19 protein-coding genes are annotated in these 18,261 nt (G+C 52.6%); 11 read left to right on the plus strand and 8 right to left on the minus strand.

Annotated features, from left to right (window positions below; genetic code table 11):
* The first annotated feature begins 50 nt into the window (after positions 1-50).
* The gene (locus PDUR_RS09230; protein ID WP_233277513.1) at positions 51-653 is read left to right on the plus strand and encodes a class I SAM-dependent methyltransferase; all 603 of its coding nucleotides are present in this window, start codon (positions 51-53) and stop codon (positions 651-653) included.
* Positions 654-721: 68 nt separating this feature from the next.
* Here the strand turns inward: PDUR_RS09230 and PDUR_RS09235 are convergent, their stop codons facing one another.
* The 3 genes from PDUR_RS09235 to PDUR_RS09245 all read right to left on the minus strand — a co-directional run bounded on the left by PDUR_RS09235 (position 722) and on the right by PDUR_RS09245 (position 3,406).
* Positions 722-1,144 carry a hypothetical protein gene (locus PDUR_RS09235; RefSeq protein WP_042206012.1) on the minus strand — a complete coding sequence of 141 codons (423 nt, stop codon included), beginning with the start codon at positions 1,142-1,144 and terminating at the stop codon, positions 722-724.
* Positions 1,145-1,481: 337 nt separating this feature from the next.
* Positions 1,482-2,516, minus strand: a complete 1,035-nt coding sequence (locus tag PDUR_RS09240) for an HD-GYP domain-containing protein (protein WP_042206013.1) — start codon at positions 2,514-2,516, stop codon at positions 1,482-1,484.
* 167 nt (positions 2,517-2,683) lie between these two features.
* Entirely contained in the window at positions 2,684-3,406 is a 723-nt protein-coding gene (locus PDUR_RS09245; RefSeq protein ID WP_042206015.1) for a molybdenum cofactor biosynthesis protein, read from the minus strand.
* Between the two features lie 136 nt (positions 3,407-3,542).
* On the opposite strand from PDUR_RS09245, the gene PDUR_RS09250 reads away from it, so the two are divergent.
* The 10 genes from PDUR_RS09250 (at position 3,543) to PDUR_RS09295 (ending at position 13,105) form a co-directional block, all read left to right on the plus strand.
* On the plus strand, positions 3,543-4,982 hold the full coding sequence (locus tag PDUR_RS09250) for a bifunctional metallophosphatase/5'-nucleotidase (protein ID WP_042206016.1): 1,440 nt from the start codon (positions 3,543-3,545) through the stop codon (positions 4,980-4,982).
* Positions 4,983-5,038: 56 nt separating this feature from the next.
* Positions 5,039-5,863, plus strand: coding sequence for an undecaprenyl-diphosphate phosphatase (locus PDUR_RS09255; protein ID WP_042206017.1), 825 nt, complete (start codon positions 5,039-5,041; stop codon positions 5,861-5,863).
* A 138-nt stretch (positions 5,864-6,001) separates the two neighbouring features.
* Positions 6,002-7,078 carry an HD-GYP domain-containing protein gene (locus tag PDUR_RS09260; protein WP_042206018.1) on the plus strand — a complete coding sequence of 359 codons (1,077 nt, stop codon included), beginning with the start codon at positions 6,002-6,004 and terminating at the stop codon, positions 7,076-7,078.
* Between the two features lie 250 nt (positions 7,079-7,328).
* Positions 7,329-8,465, plus strand: coding sequence for a radical SAM/CxCxxxxC motif protein YfkAB (gene yfkAB / locus PDUR_RS09265; protein WP_042206019.1), 1,137 nt, complete (start codon positions 7,329-7,331; stop codon positions 8,463-8,465).
* Positions 8,466-8,483: 18 nt separating this feature from the next.
* Positions 8,484-9,842 (plus strand): hemolysin family protein, encoded by a 1,359-nt coding sequence (locus PDUR_RS09270; RefSeq protein WP_042206020.1) that lies wholly within the window; start codon positions 8,484-8,486, stop codon positions 9,840-9,842.
* Positions 9,843-10,153: 311 nt separating this feature from the next.
* Positions 10,154-10,426: a spore coat associated protein CotJA gene (locus PDUR_RS30325; protein WP_169744950.1), complete on the plus strand. Its 273-nt coding sequence runs from the start codon at positions 10,154-10,156 to the stop codon at positions 10,424-10,426.
* A 3-nt stretch (positions 10,427-10,429) separates the two neighbouring features.
* A complete protein-coding gene (locus PDUR_RS09280; RefSeq protein ID WP_042206022.1) occupies positions 10,430-10,696 on the plus strand; it encodes a spore coat protein CotJB in 267 nt (88 codons plus the stop codon).
* A gap of 36 nt (positions 10,697-10,732) precedes the next feature.
* A complete protein-coding gene (locus tag PDUR_RS09285) occupies positions 10,733-11,302 on the plus strand; it encodes a manganese catalase family protein (protein ID WP_042206023.1) in 570 nt (189 codons plus the stop codon).
* 198 nt (positions 11,303-11,500) lie between these two features.
* Positions 11,501-12,559 carry a CapA family protein gene (locus PDUR_RS09290; RefSeq protein ID WP_042206024.1) on the plus strand — a complete coding sequence of 353 codons (1,059 nt, stop codon included), beginning with the start codon at positions 11,501-11,503 and terminating at the stop codon, positions 12,557-12,559.
* A 285-nt stretch (positions 12,560-12,844) separates the two neighbouring features.
* Entirely contained in the window at positions 12,845-13,105 is a 261-nt protein-coding gene (locus tag PDUR_RS09295; RefSeq protein WP_042206025.1) for an AbrB/MazE/SpoVT family DNA-binding domain-containing protein, read from the plus strand.
* Between the two features lie 165 nt (positions 13,106-13,270).
* Here the strand turns inward: PDUR_RS09295 and PDUR_RS09300 are convergent, their stop codons facing one another.
* From PDUR_RS09300 to PDUR_RS09315, 5 genes are read right to left on the minus strand one after another with little or no spacing between them, the layout of a single operon-like run.
* Complete coding sequence (locus PDUR_RS09300) at positions 13,271-14,401, minus strand: YheC/YheD family endospore coat-associated protein (protein ID WP_042206026.1); 1,131 nt, start codon at positions 14,399-14,401, stop codon at positions 13,271-13,273.
* The gene (locus PDUR_RS28715) at positions 14,383-14,580 is read right to left on the minus strand and encodes a hypothetical protein (RefSeq protein ID WP_156130394.1); all 198 of its coding nucleotides are present in this window, start codon (positions 14,578-14,580) and stop codon (positions 14,383-14,385) included. The genes PDUR_RS09300 and PDUR_RS28715 overlap by 19 nt, the downstream gene beginning before the upstream one ends.
* A 17-nt stretch (positions 14,581-14,597) precedes the next feature.
* The gene (locus tag PDUR_RS09305) at positions 14,598-15,710 is read right to left on the minus strand and encodes a YheC/YheD family endospore coat-associated protein (protein WP_042206027.1); all 1,113 of its coding nucleotides are present in this window, start codon (positions 15,708-15,710) and stop codon (positions 14,598-14,600) included.
* Positions 15,707-17,080, minus strand: a complete 1,374-nt coding sequence (locus PDUR_RS09310) for a YheC/YheD family endospore coat-associated protein (RefSeq protein ID WP_042206028.1) — start codon at positions 17,078-17,080, stop codon at positions 15,707-15,709. The genes PDUR_RS09305 and PDUR_RS09310 overlap by 4 nt, the downstream gene beginning before the upstream one ends.
* Positions 17,081-18,256 carry a YheC/YheD family endospore coat-associated protein gene (locus PDUR_RS09315; RefSeq protein WP_052410139.1) on the minus strand — a complete coding sequence of 392 codons (1,176 nt, stop codon included), beginning with the start codon at positions 18,254-18,256 and terminating at the stop codon, positions 17,081-17,083.
* Positions 18,257-18,261: the final 5 nt, after the last annotated feature.

Below are 18,261 nucleotides of genomic sequence, written 5' to 3' on the forward strand. Positions count from 1 at the left end.
TAAGCTAAGTGGGGGAGATTTCACAGAAGGGGTTGGAGGCTTTGACGGAAGTGTTCAAGCAAGTTCCTTTATACAGATTTCTGTACTTTTGCAATGAAGTTAATCTTGATCGGGTGGTATTGGATTGTGGTGCGGGAGGCGAAGCTCCGCCTTTAAGTTTGTTCTCGGAATTCGGATATTCGACGTTCGGCATTGAGTACGATATCAAACAAGTGAAACGGGCCGCGGAATTTGCCAAAGCCAAGGACCAAGAATTAAATATAATGCAAGGTGACATGAGGAAATTGCCCTTTGGAGACCAAACGATAAGTTTTGTGTACTCCTATAACTCCGTATTCCATATGACAAAAGCGGAAGTTGAGCTTTCCATAGCCGAAATGAAGCGGGTTTTAAAGCCTGGGGGACTGCTGTTTGTTAATTTTCTCACAACCCGTGATTTTCGATGCGGACAGGGGGTCAAGGTTGGAGTTAATCAATACGAGCAATTCGAAGATGATCTTCCCGTTATTCATTCTTATTACGAGGAGGGTGAACCGGACCCATTGTTCAGCGATATGGATACGTTATATAAAGAGGACAGGGTATTGGAGAGGATATATCAGGGAGATAAGATCCGGCAGGGGTTCGTCGATTATATTCTACAAAAGAATTGAAACAGCAAAAGAGACTGCGTCTTTTCTTTTTCGGCAGACGCAGTCTCAGTTTAAATTGTGAGCAATCGTCACAGCTTTTGAATCTTGAACACAAAGCGCCATTTTGCCGTGTTTCCGGAATATCGTCCGCGGTTCTCTACGACGGTAACATTTAAAGTCTTGTTTAGAGAGGATTTGATGGAAGCGACTTTGACCGTAGCATTGGCTGTTCCCTCTTCAGGGTATTTGTCCTGTTCCTGCGCTTCCACCCGAAGCTTGATCGAACCTGAAGAGCTCACGTTTACCGTTACGGATGATCCTTCCTCAAGCTCCTTGCCGTTTACATAACCGCCCCACCACCACTCATTGCCCACATGCTCATTGTCAACCAGTTCCGCGCTTACCAAGGTCACTTTAACCTTTACCGTCTTGCCTGCCGCAAAGAGCGGCTGGGAGGAGAGGATAAACGCCAACATTAACAAGAGTGCTGATTTTACCGCTTGCTTAACCATATTGCATCTCCCTTATAGTCTATTTTCTTCCAATTATACACCCAATATTTACTAGGAACATAGAACTATATGGAAAAAGTATGTACAAACTGAAAGGAATGATTATATTACCGGACAGGAGGTTTTTGTATTTTGGAGAGGAGATAAGATTTTGCCCGAGCAGAGGAGGAGGGATTTATATGACTAGCTATGACGGGTATGTTCACTATGATGAGAGGAATAAATGCGGATGGATACAGTGGTGCAGGGCAGTCTGACTTCTTCGGATACTTACCTGGGTGTCAGACTGCATAAGTGTGGTCCTTAAATGCCCATGGGTGGAGCCTCCCGGGAATACTTAATCCATATAAATCTCAACAATCGCTAAATTCCGTTCACGGGAAAGATCAATGAAGCGTCCACCGCTTTGTACAAGGGGGCGAAAGACGTCGGTCGAATTATTCAAAATGATAACGCCCATGTCTCCGGAGCTAAGCAGCACTCTTTTACCAATAAAGTTCGGCATTAGATGCTGAATAAAAGCTTGTACGGACTTACCGTTCAACTTGCCGAAGCCGAGATTGTGCAGTTCCCGCAATACGCCGATGAGTTCCTGTTTCGACTGATACACCCGGGAGGTCGTCATAGCACTGTATACGTCTGCGATCGCGGCGATCTGGGCGTACGGATGAATCTCGTCATTTACCAGCTTGGAGGGATAACCCGAGCCGTCCTCGCGTTCATGGTGCTGAAGAGCAACGAGCGCCGTGCTGTGGTCGCTCATGGAGTTGCGGATAATCTCGTAACCATATGTAGTATGCCGCTGGACTTCCTGATATTCCTCTGGAGTCAGCTTGCCGGGCTTCTTCAGAATGGCTGCCGGAATGCGGCATTTACCGATATCAAGCAAATACCCCGCTCGGGAAATTTCGTAGCATTCCTTCTTGGAATAACCAAGCCAGGAAGCAATATAGTAAGTTAGCATACCGACTTGAAGGGAATGGATGTAGGTATAGTCGTCCTCACGGTCCAGCAGAAGGAGCAGAGTAACGACATCTTTATTCTGATCGAGCGAATTCACCAGAGGCTTCAGGATATCGTCAACCATAGTCTGGTTGAAGCTTCCTTTGGTCAGCGCCTCCAGATAGAGGGATTCAAAGCCTTCAATGGTTTGGTCGAATTGCGTAGTTACCGCCTGAATAACAGACGGGGCCGAGGGGGTCAACTGTGCGGGACCTTCAATGTCAACATAGTCCACGCCATGCAGCAAAAGTTTATTAATGTCATCTTCCCGAAGCTGAGCTCCTTTGGACAATATAAGAATGCCTCGGTTGCTGAAGGTATCTTCCTTCAAGAGATCACCGGGCTTTAAATCCGTGACATGCACTTTCAAATCGAATATCACCTCTACCGGTCATTGTTTAAAAATATAAGAATGTATAAACACCTGCTTACACATCTTCTTCTAATTCTACGAGAAGCGAATGCTGTGTCTAAAGTAAGACGCTGCAGCCGTTCCTTCTTGAGCATAACAAGAAAAGGTGAAATTCACAATGATAATCATTGGGAAATTATAGGCCAATTGTCACGATAAGCCTTGTCAGCGCCCTTCCACTCCTCAGACGAAGCGCCTATGTCTTTTTTCCATATCGGAACCATACGCTTCAGCTCTTCGATCGCGAAGCGGCTTGCTTCATAACAGGCGTCGCGATGCGCGGTAGAAACGGCAATTACAACACTGGCTTCCTTCAATCCTACATGTCCGATCCGATGAGAAATGGCGCAGCGCCCCTGCCAGCGTTCCATAACCTCACGGCCGATTTCCTCAAACTTGGAGAGGGCCATCGGAATATAAGCCTCGTAGTGAAGAGCCTCTGTCCGCTCGTCCCCGGTCATTTCCCGAGTTGTCCCGACAAAAACAAGCGAAGCGCCATGATCTTTGTCCAGCACCTTATCCAGGATGTCCTCCGTACAGAGCGGCTGTTCCGTTACGGTATACAATACGTCCTGGGCGCTACCCTCGTCCGGGGAAGGCTCCCCCCCGGAAACCGGAGGGATAAGCGCCACTTCAGAGGAACTGGAGATAACAGTGTCTTCCGGAGCATATTCGCGATCAATGGCAACCATGGAAACGCTGATCTGACCGGCGGCTTCGGGATAGGAAGCGGACAGCAGCTCCTTGAGTTTACCTGCAGTTACCTGAGGCTCGGCTACTTGGAAATCTAGGACCTGGGAACCGATAGCTTCGGCCAGCCCCGCGAAAAGACGAATTGAAATTTGCATGTTAGGTTCACCTCGTTAATGATCGTAATGACTACAATATACCATATTGTCACTGAAAATGTTATGCTAGGCTCTAAAGACATACTGCCTGCCGCCTCTTATGGGGGCGGCTATAAAGCCGGAAGGAGCTTGGACGATGAGGCCTGAAAAAGAGCGACTTACGATTCTTCATACCAATGATATTCACAGCCACTTCGAAATGATGAGCCCGCTCGCAGCCGCTATCACAAGGCAGAGAACAGAAGCTCAAGGCGGCATCGTACTGCTCTTTGATATTGGCGATCATATGGACCGGGCCGCTGCGGCAACCGAAGGAACGATGGGCCAGGCGAATATCGATATGATTAACCTTACGGGCTATGACGCCGTTACGATCGGGAACAATGAAGGCCTGACGTTCTCTAAGGAGATTCTGTCGGGCATCTTTGCCGGCACCAAGTGTCCGGTCGTATGCTGCAATTTGGTAGAGACGGCCACGGGCAATCCCCCGCTTTGGATGAAGCGCCACACGATTCTGGAAAGAGAAGGGGTTAGGATCGGAGTTACGGGAGCAACCGCGCCCTTTGCCCCGTTCTATTCGCTGCTCGGCTGGGATGCGCTGGAGCCGGAAGAATGCCTCCGGGAGGAGTGCCGGCTGCTCGCGCCTCAGGTAGATATTCTGATTATCCTTTCCCATCTGGGCCTGCCTGCCGACAAGCTGCTGGCGGAGCGGCTGGACGGAGTCCACGCCATTCTGGGCGGACATACCCATCATGTGCTGGAACAGCCGCTGATCATTGGCGGTACGGCCGTATGCGGCGCAGGTAAATTCGGGCGATACCTGGGGCAGCTTGTATTCGAACGCGACGAGGAGAACGGCTCTTTCCGGTATGTAACGGGTGAGAGCTTCCCCGTTGATCCCTCGCTCTCCGAATTCACGGTTTTCGCTGCCGCCATGCTCCATATGGAACGCGGAAATGAAGCATTAAGCGAGACGGTTGCCATTACCGACCGGAGCCTCACGCTTGATATCCGTGGAGAATCGCCCTTTGCCAATCTGCTGGCGCAGTCGGTGAGACGTTTCACGGGGACTGCGTTCTCGCTGGTAAATGCCGGCCAACTGCTCGGGCCGCTCCCTAAGGGAGAGATTACGGCAGGTATGCTCCATGCGCTCTGTCCTTCCCCGATCAATCCGTGCGTTATGCGGCTGTCCGGCAGGGATATCCGCATCGCGCTGAAGCAGAGTCTGGCTGCCGAGTTCCGTGAGAAGGTCATTTACGGTTATGGCTTCCGGGGAGAACGGCTCGGCGGTCTGGCGGTGGACGGAATAAAAATTCTGTACGATCCTCATGCGATGCCGTATGATAAAAATATTGCAGTTTTTGTCAACGGACATCCGCTTGAGGACGGCAGGGAATATTCCGTCGGAACGATCGACATGTTCACCTTTCGTACGGGATATGAGTCAATAGGCAATGGACAGGACGTTCTGTTCCTGCTGCCTCATTTCCTGCGGGACCTGCTGCGGATGGAATTGCAGCGTCCTGGAAGCCTGGACGAGTGCGCGCAAGCCCGCTGGGAACCGAGAATTTTCTAGCGGCGCGCCAGGCTTTTTTCATTTACCCAAATCGCAGAACTGTTTAGGAGGCCAATATGGACACGATTACAGCCATTATTCTAGCCATTGTTGAAGGGATTACCGAATTTATTCCTGTTTCCTCTACCGGCCACATGATTCTGACCTCTCGGCTGCTTCATTTTAACGAACAGAGTGATTTGATGAAGACGTTCGAAATTGTTATTCAACTGGGGGCGATTCTCGCCATCGCGCTCGTTTACCGCCGCCGTATACTCGATCTGCTTGGAATCGGCCGCAAGAGGGATAGAGGAGGCGTTATGCCCCGTTCTCGGCTCAACCTCATCCACGTCCTTCTAGGCATCATTCCCGCGCTGGCCGTTGCTTTTTTCGCCCGCGATTTTATCAAGAGCCATTTTAGCGCTAGTACGGTGCTGTGGGCGCTTGTCGCAGGCGGGATTCTGATGATCATTGCCGAATGGGTTAACAAGCGCAAAATTCGGGTCACCGCGGAAGAAATGGACGACATATCCTACGGCCAGGCCCTGGCTATCGGACTTTATCAGATTATTTCCGTGCTGTGGCCCGGGTTCTCGCGATCCGGCTCGACCATCTCCGGCGGTATGCTGACCGGCGTCAGCTATAAGGCTTCGGCCGACTTCTCCTTTTTGATCGCCATTCCGATTATGTGCGTGGCTTCAGGGTATGAGCTGCTCGATTCGTACAAGGAGATTACCGGCGATATGATCGGAATCTTTGCTATCGGATTTCTGGTTTCGTTCGTTGTAGCTTACATCGTCGTTGTTTTGTTCATGCGTTTGATCCAAAAAATCCGGCTCACCCATTTTGCCATTTACCGCTTTGTGCTGGCCGCCTGTTTCTGGTTGTTCGTTATGCGCTGATATTTATTACTGCGGCGACGTTATAACAATGGATAATTGACTCGCTTGCTGTATGCAGTAGTGACGGTATAGATATGTGAATGATCATAAATTTATAGCAGGGCACCCAATTACCGTTGAAGGCAGGAGTGAGCCAAGTTGCGTTTGGTACCGATCAGCCGGCTTCAAGAGGGGATGAAGCTGGGCAGAAAAATATATAACGATGAAGGGCTGGTGCTGCTCTCGGACGGTGTGGTGCTTAACAGTGCGTTGATTAGCCGCCTGTCCAAGATCGATATCGGCTATGTATATATTCATGATGCGCTGACGGAAGATGTGGAAATTCCGAACATGCTCCAGGATGAGACTCGTAATCAGGCACTGAAGACAATACGCACTCAGTTTCAGGAAATATCGAGCGCTTCAGACATTAAGAAAGGCTTTTATCATCTGGATAAGAAATTCTCCAAAGTTATGGATTCCATTCTGGACGAAATGTCCGGACAGGAAGACCCGATGATAATGCTGCACGACATGCATACTACCGACAATTACCTGTATACCCATTCACTGAACGTATGCCTTTATACGCTGGTGCTTGGAATCGCTCACGGCTACAGCCGCAGCGACCTAACCATGCTTGGTCTGGGCTCTCTGCTCCACGATATCGGCAAGACACAGATCCCGGTCAAAATCTTGCAAAAACCGGGTATGTTAAGCGATGAGGAATTTCGGCACATGCAGGCGCATACCGAGATCGGGTTTAAGATTCTAAAGGAAGAGCCGAACATTCCCCTGCTCGTCGCCCATTGCGCATTGCAGCATCATGAGCGGATTAACGGATCCGGCTATCCGCGGGGCCTTCTCGGTCCACAGATTCACGAATACGCTAAGTGGATCGGCGTGGCGGATTCCTATGACGCCATGACCTCCAGCCGTGTCTACAAAAAGGCCATGCTGCCGCATCAGGCGGTAGAGGCGCTTTATGTCGGCTCGGGTACGCTGTACGAGCAGCAGCAGCTGGAGATTTTTCGCGACCGTGTAGCGATTTACCCGATTGGCTTGAATATCAAACTCAGCACCGGGGAGTCCGCCGTTGTCGTCAAGATCGACCCGAGTCTTCCCCATCGACCCGTTGTTAGGGTCATTGAAGGCCCGGAGAGAGAGAAGATTGCTCCGTATGAACTTGATCTGCGCAAGAACCTGTCCGTAATCATTTCCAGCGTAATGGAGTAGCGGCAGATACTTGCACAAGCAATGCCGAGAGTCTTATGCGGAGCCGGGCCGCCATGCAGCGGGAACGGGGAAGAAGGCGCCTCCAGCCGGAGAGGCTTTCGCTCTCGTCTCCGCTGCATTCTATTTTTGGCCGGCCCTGCCCCTGCGAAGCGGGCTAAAAGTTGCGGGGAGATGCGGTTTTTTTAAGAGTTCATGGTATGATATTGGTTAATAAAGAGAATAAGCATTGCTTTTGAAGGAGTTACTGTACATGAATAGGTTTCAATCGCCAGCCTCAATAACTAAGGAATTATCGCCCAGTTACGATCCCTGGGATCCTATCTCCTCTCTGCAAAGGTACGGTAAGCATGTGCTCACCAGTGTGGAAATGACGGTAACGAATCTGTGCAATATGCGCTGCGAGCACTGTGCGGTCGGCGATAGTCTGACGACACGGGAAGGCGAGATGCTGCCGCTTGAGAATATGCTGAACCGCCTGGAGCAAGTGGAGCATTTGGAGACGATCAGCATTACCGGCGGAGAACCGATGTTCCGCGCGGATACTGTTGACAATATCATCGTGCCGCTGCTCAAATATGCGAAGGAGCGGGGGGTGCGCTCACAGATTAATTCGAATCTGACGATGCCGTACTCCCGGTATGAGAAGCTGCTTCCGTATCTTGACGTTATGCATATCTCGTTCAACTATGTGAACGGTGACGATTTTCATGAGGTAGGTTTTGCGGGGAGCGGTCATGCCGTGGCAAAAGAGGCCGCATATCGCCTGTATAACACAATGCTGGAGAATGTGCAGCGGCTTAGCCAGGAAGGCATGTTTATATCGGCGGAATCCATGATCAACTACCGGACACACGGCAAGCTGCCGGAAATTCACCGGCTGATCGGAGATATGGGCTGCCGCAGGCATGAAGTTCATCCGATGTACGCTTCCAATTTCGCGTCTTCGCTTCCGGTTCTGCCGCTGAAGGAGACTGCTGCCGCCATCCATTCCCTGCTCGACCATCGGAATCCTGAGATGTGGATGCTGTTTGGGACGCTGCCTTTTTTTGCATGCAGCATCTTGGAGGAGGACCACGAGCTGCTGCGCAGGCTGAAGTCCGAGAAGAACGTAACGGTACGGAATGATCCGGACGGACGCAATCGAGTCAATGTCAACATGTTTACCGGTGACGTGTTCGTTACGGATTTTGCCGACATACCCGCATTCGGGAATATCGCCGAGAGTAAACTGGACGATATTTTTGCAAAATGGCAAAATGAGCATCCACTTAACCAGAGGGTTAACTGCCACTGCGCCGGCGCCGGCTGCTGCGGCCCCAATCTGTTGGTGAAAGAAATGTACTACCCGGATATTGATTTTAAATCGAGGAAAGCGATCACTTTGTAGAAATGGGGCGTTATTATCGTGCATACGGAATTCGAGGTAGGAAGTTTAATTCTTAACCTTCTGCTTGTTCTGGTGCTCGTCTTTTTTAACGGTGTCTTTGTAGCGGCGGAATTCTCGTTAGTAAAGGTTCGCCAATCCCGGCTGACGCAGCTTCAAACCGAAGGCAATAAACTGGCGGGTTATGCGCTTAAAGTCAACCGCCGACTCGACGCTTATCTGTCCGCTACCCAGTTAGGTATAACCCTGGCCTCGCTTGGTCTTGGCTGGGTAGGGGAGCCGGCCATTTCGGAGCTGCTCGTGGAACCATTGATGTTCAAGCTGGGGGTCTCCGACCATGCCACGATTTCCACCGTATCGGTCGTCATCGGCTTCTCCATCATCACTTTCTTACATATTGTGCTTGGCGAGCTCGCGCCCAAATCCCTGGCGATCCAGAAGACGGAGGGCTCTGCGCTGCTGCTTTCAGCTCCATTGATTTTCTTTTACAAGCTGTTCTTCCCGGTTATCTGGGTACTGAACGCGTCGGCGAACTGGCTGCTGCGGCTTGTCGGTGTAGAGCCGGCCAGTGAGGCGGAGGCCGCCCACTCCGAGGAGGAGATCCGCATCCTGATGAATCAGAGCGCGAAGAGCGGCGTGATCGATAAGGACGAAATGAAGCTGATGGACAATTTATTCGAGTTCTCCGACCGTTTGGCCCGCGAGGTGATGCTTCCCCGGACAGACATGGACTGCTTATACACGAACCTGTCTGTGGAGGAGAATTTGCGGATTGTCTCGGAGACGAAGCATTCCCGCTATCCCGTTGCATTTGAGGACAAGGACCGGATTATCGGCTTTGTGCATATTACCGATTTTCTGCTTGCGTCTCCGGAGCAGCAGGACGATCTGGCGGCTCTGGTCCGTCCGATCCTGAATGTGCCGGAATCGATCGAAATCAGCCATGCGCTGAGGCTTATGCAGAAGAATCATCTCCAGATGACGCTTGTCGTGGACGAATACGGCGGCACCGCCGGTCTGCTTACCGCGGAGGAAATAATCGAAGAAATCGTCGGCGATCTGCATGACGAATTCGAAGATGAGCGTCCCGACGTGGAGTATAAGGATGGAGGCTACATCTCGGTCGACGGCCGGATGCTGATAGAGGATGTCAATGACCTCATAGGCATCCAGATCGAGGACGACGAGGTCGATTCCATTGGCGGCTGGCTGTTCAAGGAACTGGAAGGGAACCCGGCCAAAGGAAAACGCAGAGTCGTCGATCATGTTATCTTCGAGGTCGAGGAATCAACCCGGCTTAGGATTACCCGAATCAATATTCACCGGGAGCCTGTGCCTCTTGAACAAGAGACGGCTGAAGCTCAGGCTGAGAACGAATAAAGAAATAAAGTACACCCTGCATATCTATAATCCCGCAAGACTCGCCCCGCGCTAATGGCGCTTTTTATGGGGCGGGTCTTTAATTTTTCCAGAATAACGTCTTATTGGCGCACGGACCTCATAAATTAGTTACGAAGATATTCCCGTGTGGCTTTGCTTTGTGAGCCAGAAAGGAAGCGAAGGAGGAATAACCGTTGAGCACTCAACCGTTGAATTCTCAAGCGTTCAATCCCCAGGCAATATATCCACAAGCACCGAATCCCCAGGCATTATACTCTCAAATGCCGAATCTCCAGGCGCCGAACCCCCTGGTGTCAAATCTCCAGGCGTCAAATCTCCAGGCGTCGAATCCCCAGGCGCCGAATCCCCAGGTATCTCAAGAACGCTTCTATACGCCGTACAGAGGACCGTTCGATCCCTGCCCGCCGATTCCTTGCAAGAGCTATGTTGTGCCGCCTCATCTGTTTCTTGGCTTTCAACCGCCCAACCTGCCGCAGTTCAGTCTTCCGGAGGCGCTGAGATTTGGTACGCTCTGGCCGGCGCTGTTCAGTCCGTATTCACCTCAAATCAGAGGAGGGAATTAAGAGATGGATGCGAATCCTCACGATCCCCGTTACTATGAGCTGCTCGAGCAGCTGCAGACGCTTGATTTTGCGCTGGTGGAGCTGAATCTGTACCTGGATACCCATCCGACCGACCTGAAGAGCATTCAGCAGTTTAACCAGCTTACCCAAGAGCGCACCCGGCTGGCAAAACAGTTCCAAGAGCTGTACGGACCGCTGCAAAATTTTGGGCGCGCATATTCGAAATGTCCTTGGGAATGGAATCAGAGCCCCTGGCCCTGGCAGGTCTAGGCATGCGTAAAAGAAGCGAAAAGGGAGGTTATGCGTGTGTGGGTGTATGAAAAAAAGCTGCAGTATCCGGTAAGAGTGTGCAAGTGCGACGTTCGGATGGCAAAGTATCTCATCGAGCAGTACGGGGGTGCGGATGGGGAGCTGGCCGCGGCTCTTCGTTATATGAATCAAAGATATTCCATCCCGGATAAGATTATCGGGTTACTTACTGACATTTCAACGGAAGAGCTGGCCCATTTGGAAATGATTGCAACCATGGTCTACAAGCTGACTAAAGACGCGACCGTGGAGCAGTTGAAGGAGGCTGGACTCGGAGCCCATTATGCCAACCATGACTCCGCTCTTTATTACGAGAATGCTGGAGGCGTGCCGTGGACGGCCGCCTATATTCAGGCAAAAGGGGACCCGATCGCCGATCTGTACGAAGACATTGCCGCAGAGGAAAAGGCCCGGGCTACATATCAGTGGCTGATCAACATGACCGACGATGTGGATCTGCAGGATAGTCTCAAATTCCTTAGGGAACGGGAAGTCGTACATTCGCAGCGCTTTAGGGAAGCCGTCGAGATTCTTAAGGAGGACCGGGAGTACAAGAAGGTATTCTGAATCGGAAAAAAGATGGATCTGACCGATTTATTCCCCCAATCAGCCTAAGAAACAGTCTCATATTCCACTGTGTCGTGGATTATGGGACTGTTTTTGGGTCCATTCTTCCAGCACTTTAATAGATTGGTTTGATATAGTAGAATAGGGTAGGTGCTGGGACTCCCCGGCCTTGAAAGTGATAATAGAGAGGGGATTACCTTGCGAAAATTATCAGCAATTATCATTGTGATTATGCTGGTCCTATCTACGAATACAGGGATTGGAACGGCAGCATCCGCTTCCACCAAAGCATCAGCTTCGGGCGGCGTCAAGCTGGTGTTCGCCGGCGACATTTTGCTGGACGGTTATGTCGGCGGCCAGATTGCAAAATACGGGGTGAACTACCCCTTCCTCAAAGTGGCGCCCGTGTTGAAGCAAGCGGATGTAGCCTTCGCCAATCTGGAAACGCCCGTTTCGACAAGAGGCCAGGCATCGGATAAAACATTCGTATTCCGGTCCAAGCCGGGTACGCTCGCCGGGTTAAATTATGCCGGAATTGACGGGGTGACCGTGGCGAACAATCATATTCTTGATTACGGGCAGACGGCGATGCTGGACACTTTGTCCTATCTGGACAAGTATGGCATCGGCCGCACGGGAGCGGGCCGGAATATAGAGGAAGCGTTCAAGCCTTACACCAAGACTGTGAACGGCAAGAAGATCGCCGTGCTGGGCGTAAGCCGTGTGCTGTCCGGACCATCGTGGTATGCGGGCAAGAACAAACCGGGGGCGGCATCGGCTTACACTGCGGAACCGCTGCTTGGCAAGATCAGGCAAGCGGCCAAAGCCAATGATTTTACAGTCGTATATATTCACTGGAACCAGGAATTCAAGGATTATCCGCTGGAAGAATCCCGTAAGCTTGCCAGACAGATGATCGACAGTGGAGCGGATCTCATTATCGGATCGCACAGCCATTGCCTGATGGGAATCGAGTATTACAAGCACAAGCCCATCTATTATTCACTGGGCAACTTTGTGTTCAACCGCTCCACGCGGGGCGGAGAGAAGACGCTGGATTCAATGCTGGCCAATTTTCAAATTGCCGGAGACAAGCTGTCTGCCAGTATAACGCCGGTCAAAATCACGCGCGGCCAGCCGGTATTTATGGATGCAAATTATAACAAGAAGATTATTCAGATGCTGGACAAGCTGTCATACAATGCTTCCGTTGATTCAAAGGGCAATGTGTCCGAGAAAAATACAAGCGCAAAGTAGGGGAGCGGCGGCCTAATGGCCGCTTTTTTTGGGGGAAAATATACTGTCAACAGTACTGATTTTACATTAAATTCTAGCCATCTATCGGAAATTTGTCGAAAATAGCAAAAATATTTTATGTATTTTGTCGATATCTATCAAAAGATGTAGAAATATGATTTGACAGGAAAGAGGCAGCACTTTACAATTCAAATTAGAGTGTAATCACTTCTAACTCTTAATGGGACTTAAGCGTTTCCATATGTAAATGATTATAAAAAGTGTTATATCGAGGGGGATACTGGGATGAAGGCAACAGGAATTGTAAGAAAAGTGGATGAGTTGGGACGTATCGTTATTCCGATTGAGCTGCGCCGCACAATGGGGATCGATATCAAGGACCCGCTCGAAATTTTTGTCGATGGTGAGAAGATCATCCTCAGAAAATATGAACCGACTTGTATTTTCTCCGGAAGCTCGGAGAACCTGATTAACTTCAAAGGCAAAATGGTCAGCCGGGACATTCTCGACGAGCTGATTGAGAGTTTTGATCATCAGGTGAAATAAGAGGAAGCGGGAGGATTGGGCGCTTAAGCAGCGCCGGGGAACAATCTTTCAATAGAGGCTGCCCGTGCACCGGGATGGCCGCATAGAATTGAAAAACGGCAGGATGGCAAGTTCCGGAAGGAATAGGCCGCCTGCCGTTTTTGATTTTGGGAAATCGCTTGGCTGTTACTCCTCGATTTTCTTCGAGGATGAAGGCGACAGCTTCGTGCGGTACACCCAAAGCGCATATTCAAGCGGCTGCTGAAGCGCTTTGCGGTAGGTGTCCCTTTCGCCGGCCCTTGAGAACACCTCACGGGCTGGTTTGGGGTTAACCTCCAGCACGAAGACTCTGCCTTCCCGGTCGATGGCCAGATCAAGCGCCAGCTCGCATAAAGTGCCGAAGCTGTCTTCCAGAAATGAAGCGGCATCCAGTCCGAGCCGTTCGGCCGTTTGCAAGGCTTTTGCCGCTTTTTCACCGCTGCCCAGCCACTCTTTGAGCAGTGTCTCCGCTTTTACAGCATGCCCGCCGCCGTGCAGGTTGGAGGTCACGCTTTTGGCAGCCCCTACACGGCCCGCTATTCCGGTCAGCTCCCAATTGCCTTCCCTGTTCTTCTGAACGAGCATCCGGTAATCGTGGAACCGGCCGCTTGGAAGGCGCAGCGGAATCCCCTGCTGGATCAGGAAACGGCCTCCGATGCACCACTGGCGTACGATGGACTCGAGCCGCAGCAGCGACACCTGGCGCGGCTGGATAATCCGGCGATTCTGGCGGCGGCCCTGGATATCGAACATTCCGCGAGTCTGTTTCAGCCGCTCGATACGCAGAATGCCTCTCCCGCCGGTACCGTTTATCGGTTTGATATAAATTACAGGGCTGGTCTTAAGCATTTGGTGCAGGTCTGAGGAAGAATGGTACAGCAGTGTAGCCGGCATATGCGGACGGAACCGGCCTTTTTGCGAGAATGTCTGATGAATCGTCCATTTGTTCCGCAGCGGACGGTTCAGGAAGGTAAGATGATTGTAACGCGAGCGGAAGCGCAGCAGCTGCTGGAACCGCTCGCTGCGCTGAATGCGGCAGCGGTCATAGATCATGTCGGGAAAGGTCCGCCATTTGCGGCTCCATTTACCCGTTCCGGGATCGAACACCATCGCATTAATCCGCTGCTTTCCGCTATCGACATCCATCGGTGTGAACACGAAGACATCAAGGCCGATCCGTTTGCCCTGCGTGATCATTTTGCCGTATATGCTTTTTTCTTCAAGCTGCTTGGCGTTGTTCAGATACAGGGTAAGAATACCTAAGACAGGCTCTCGCACAGGAGTTCACCTCCTTGCATCGAAATGAAAGCCAGGCTTCGCTTCGCCGCCTGCTTTGCCGCTCCGTCATCTCCGAACGCCGTCTCTATAGGCTGCAGATGAATGACCGACGCGCACGGGGGGACGGGGTTAAGCGCCACTGCGGCAGACCTGGCGGCATAATTGGAGGATATCCGCATCTGGTTTGTCACGTCCTTTACGGGATGATTGCGGTTTGGCGGGCCAGGTGCTGGCTGTAATAGAAGATCCGTTCGAGCGAGAGCTTCCGGATGTCCGGTTCGTCGAATTTCATGGGCCGGGAATTGGCTTCGAAGAACCAGAGTCCGCCTTTGTCGTCAGCTCCAAGATCCATGGACATCTCCCCCAGTGTATAGCCGGAAGCACGCTCTATCTGCCGTGCGATCAGCAGGGTGGTGGAAGAGAGGTTCTTCAGGATGGATGCGGTCCGATCAGGGCCGAACATCGCTTCCAGCATCTTGGAAGGATCTTCGATGCTGCCGCCGCGCGGGACATGGGTCGTAATGCTGCGGGAGCCCGCCAGTCTTGCGCCGATGCCCGTTACCGCCCATCCGCCTCTGCCGTTTTTCTGCAGAAGCACGCGCAGGTCGAACGGTCTTCCCTTACAGGTCGCAAGCTCAATCGCCTGCTGAACAATATAATGGGAGCTGCCGCGTTCCTTCCCGATGCGGGCCCACAGGCGTTCCATCGACGCCGCCTTGTACGTTACGTTCTTTTTCCCGGTTTGGATTTGCAGGCGGTATGGCAGAGCACCCTCGGCGTAGTATTTAAGCCGCATGATTCCTTTTCCGGCTTTGCCGGTCTCCGGTTTGAGATACAGGCTGGTGTGGGTCTTCAGCATCGTCGACAGTGTGCGTGCGCTTCTCAGCCGTCTCGTAGCCGGCACATGGCGGGAAGTGGCGTTAGAGCCTCTCAGCCATTCGAACAGACTCCATTTATTGAAAAAGTACGGATTGTACAGCCGAATGCCCGGGTGCTCCAGACATTCGGCGATTTTACGGGCGACTGCGGGTTTGGCTTCATCCTCACGGGTTGGGATGCGGTTGTAAATAATTTGCGGGAAAGGCAGCTGAACGGAGATCCATGACTTGCCCGGACCCGGAACATACCCGGTAATCGTGGAATTCCCCAGCTTCAGGTCGCGAACGGTAACTACATAGGCGAGATAGCCGAGCTCTCTGCCGGTACGAATGATATCACGAAAATTCTTATGGTTGCCTCGGAACAGTCTGGTCTTGTCGCTGGTCGTCAGAATGGCGATGACCGGTCTGTCGTCTGTCCGGATGTTCACATATCATCCCTCCTGCGGAATTTGCTGAGGTATAGGCAGTGCTCCAGAATATGCTCGATGGAGGCCTTGCCTTCAGCGCGCAGGGACGGATGGCGAAAGATGGACCGTCCGGGTTTGGCATTGGCCTCGAACATCCAGATATCTTCATCCTGGTCGATACCGAGATCGAAGCCGATTTCGCCAATCAGATGACGGTGCTGGAATTCCAGTGATTCCGCCAGCCGGATGGCCGTCTGCTTCGCCCGCTGCAGAACCTCGTCGGATTTGGCTCCGAATACGCGGCCGAGCGCCTGCTGCGGTGTAAGTAGGGAGCCGCCGTTCTTCAGATGGGTGGTTACGCTGCCTCGTCCGGCTTTTTTCGCTCCGATCCCGACTACGACCCACTGGTTGCTGCCGTTCTTGTGCATATGGAACCGGAAGTCAATCGGACAGCCGTCGATTTCGATCAGGCGAATGCCCTGCTGAACGACGTAGCTGTGCAGGCTGCGCCCATGGCGGGACCGCAGCTGCCGCATCAGGCTGTCGAAGGTGGAAAAGCGAAGCAGCACATTTTTGCCTCCCCGGCGGTAACGGGCGAAATAGCCGCGTTTGGGCAGATAAGTCAGGCGGTAAATGCCGTGGCCTAGACTGCCGGCCGAAGGCTTGTAGTAGACAAAATGATGGCGCTCAAGCATATCCTTAATCAAGTCGGGCTCCGGGCTGCTGTGCGTTTCGGGCACGTATTGGCTGGCGAAGCTGTCGCCCTCAAGCAGCCGGTAAATATCGGATTTATTAAAAAAGCTCCAGTTGAAAAAAGGGATTTTCTTGCGGGTAAACCGATCCCGAAGCTGGTTGATCGCCGGGGAGGTTTCCGCCCGCCTGCTGGGCAGCCGGTTGTAGATGACATCGGGCAGAGGCACCATCTTGCGCTCGAACTTGCCGTTCTCCGTCAGAAAATAACCATACACGCGCTCCTGCTGCCAATTAATGTCACGGGGCATGAACGCGAATATATAGCACATGTTGCTGCCTTGGCGCAGCAGTTGCTTGATGAAGCCCGTTCGGGAACCGAACGGCTGACCCGAAGAAGACGGACCGTCAGACAGGACTCCAACGAGCGGGCCGAGCTGAACTTCGTCGTTCTGAAGGTTGCGTAAGTAGACGCTGCCCGATTTAGGCACTTTGATAGCATTTTGGACGCCCGAAGCCAGAAAAAGATGCTTGCCGGCGCGCTTAATTGGTTTAACCACCGCCGGAATGGCGTCTTTGCCGAGCCGCAGCCGGATGTTCTTCTTCCCGGACAGCTTCAGGCTTTTCATCAGCGACCCCGAGATGTATACGACCCTTTGGGGCTGCTTGGTGAAATGGACATTGCAAAATGTGAGACCCATTTATGAATCCTCCTTAGGCACCATAGATATCAATTTTCCGGATAATCCGTACCCGCCTGCGGCGGTGCGGAGCGATCGCCGCCGTGTCAGCAGCAGATACCTTGCGTAAGAAAGCGGGTTTTCGGCCGAGCGCCGTGCTGCTTCTTGATCGCCAGTCAGCGTGAAGGCCGAGCGGCCCGGCTTGGAGTTTGCCTCCAGCAGCCAGATCCGGCCACCGGGATCGATGCCGAAATCAAGCCCGAGCTCGCCGAGCCGGCCGCAACCTGCCTCCAGCAGCGGCGGAAGGAAAGCAGCCGTAAGCGTAAGCTCTCTTAAAATGTCTGCCGCCGCCCCGCCGTATTGCTTCCGCAAAAAGGAGGCGGGATGCACCGCAGTTCCTCCGCCGTGAAGGTTCGAGGTAAGCGACCCGCGCGGGCCAAGGCGGACCGCCATGCCGGCGAGCGTCCAGCGTCCGCCGCCGTCCTTCTGCATAAGCACGCGGACATCGAACGGCTGTCCGCCGGTGCCGCTCAATTGCAGGAACGGCTGCATGATAAAGCCTTGGCCGCCGATAAAGCGGTCAATCCATTCAAGCCCCCTGCGGCGGTCCTCAAAGCCTCGGATGATCTCGCGGTTCTGACCGTCCCGGCCTCTTGCAAGAAGTCCTCCGGGCGACGCTGCCCAGGGCGACGCATGCAGGGTACGCTTTCCGTGTGTGCCTGCCCGGGGTTTCAAAAAGACCCCGTCTTCTCTTTCCGCGAGCATGAGCTCCAGGCCGCGGCTGCCATCATATCGTTTAGTCTCGGGCAGCAGTGCGGATGCTCTGCGGTTTCGCTGCAATATTTCATGTACCTTCCATTTGTCCGGCAGCCCCCGAGACCATGCCAGGCTGCTCGCCAGCGCATTCAGGGCCCGGGAGGTACTGCGTCTTTCTTCCGGGCTCCGGCAGAACATCCGGTTATATACAATGTCAGGCGCCGCCGATGTGGCTGCATGCCATTCTTCGCCGCTCCGGATGAACCCGCTCACCGTCCGTCCATCCTCCGACACGCCATCCGGCGTGAATATAATAACGCGCAGACCGTATTTAGGAGCGGCCCGGCAGAGCAGGCTGCAGAAGAGGGGCTCAGCTACCGGTGAATCCTTGCCGCCCCCTCCGTTTAGGACGCCGAGACAGCCCAGTTCGCTCACAGGCATAGCGT

It is taken from the genome of Paenibacillus durus (assembly GCF_000756615.1).
In the GTDB taxonomy this organism is placed as follows: Bacteria; Bacillota; Bacilli; order Paenibacillales; family Paenibacillaceae; genus Paenibacillus_AQ; species Paenibacillus_AQ durus.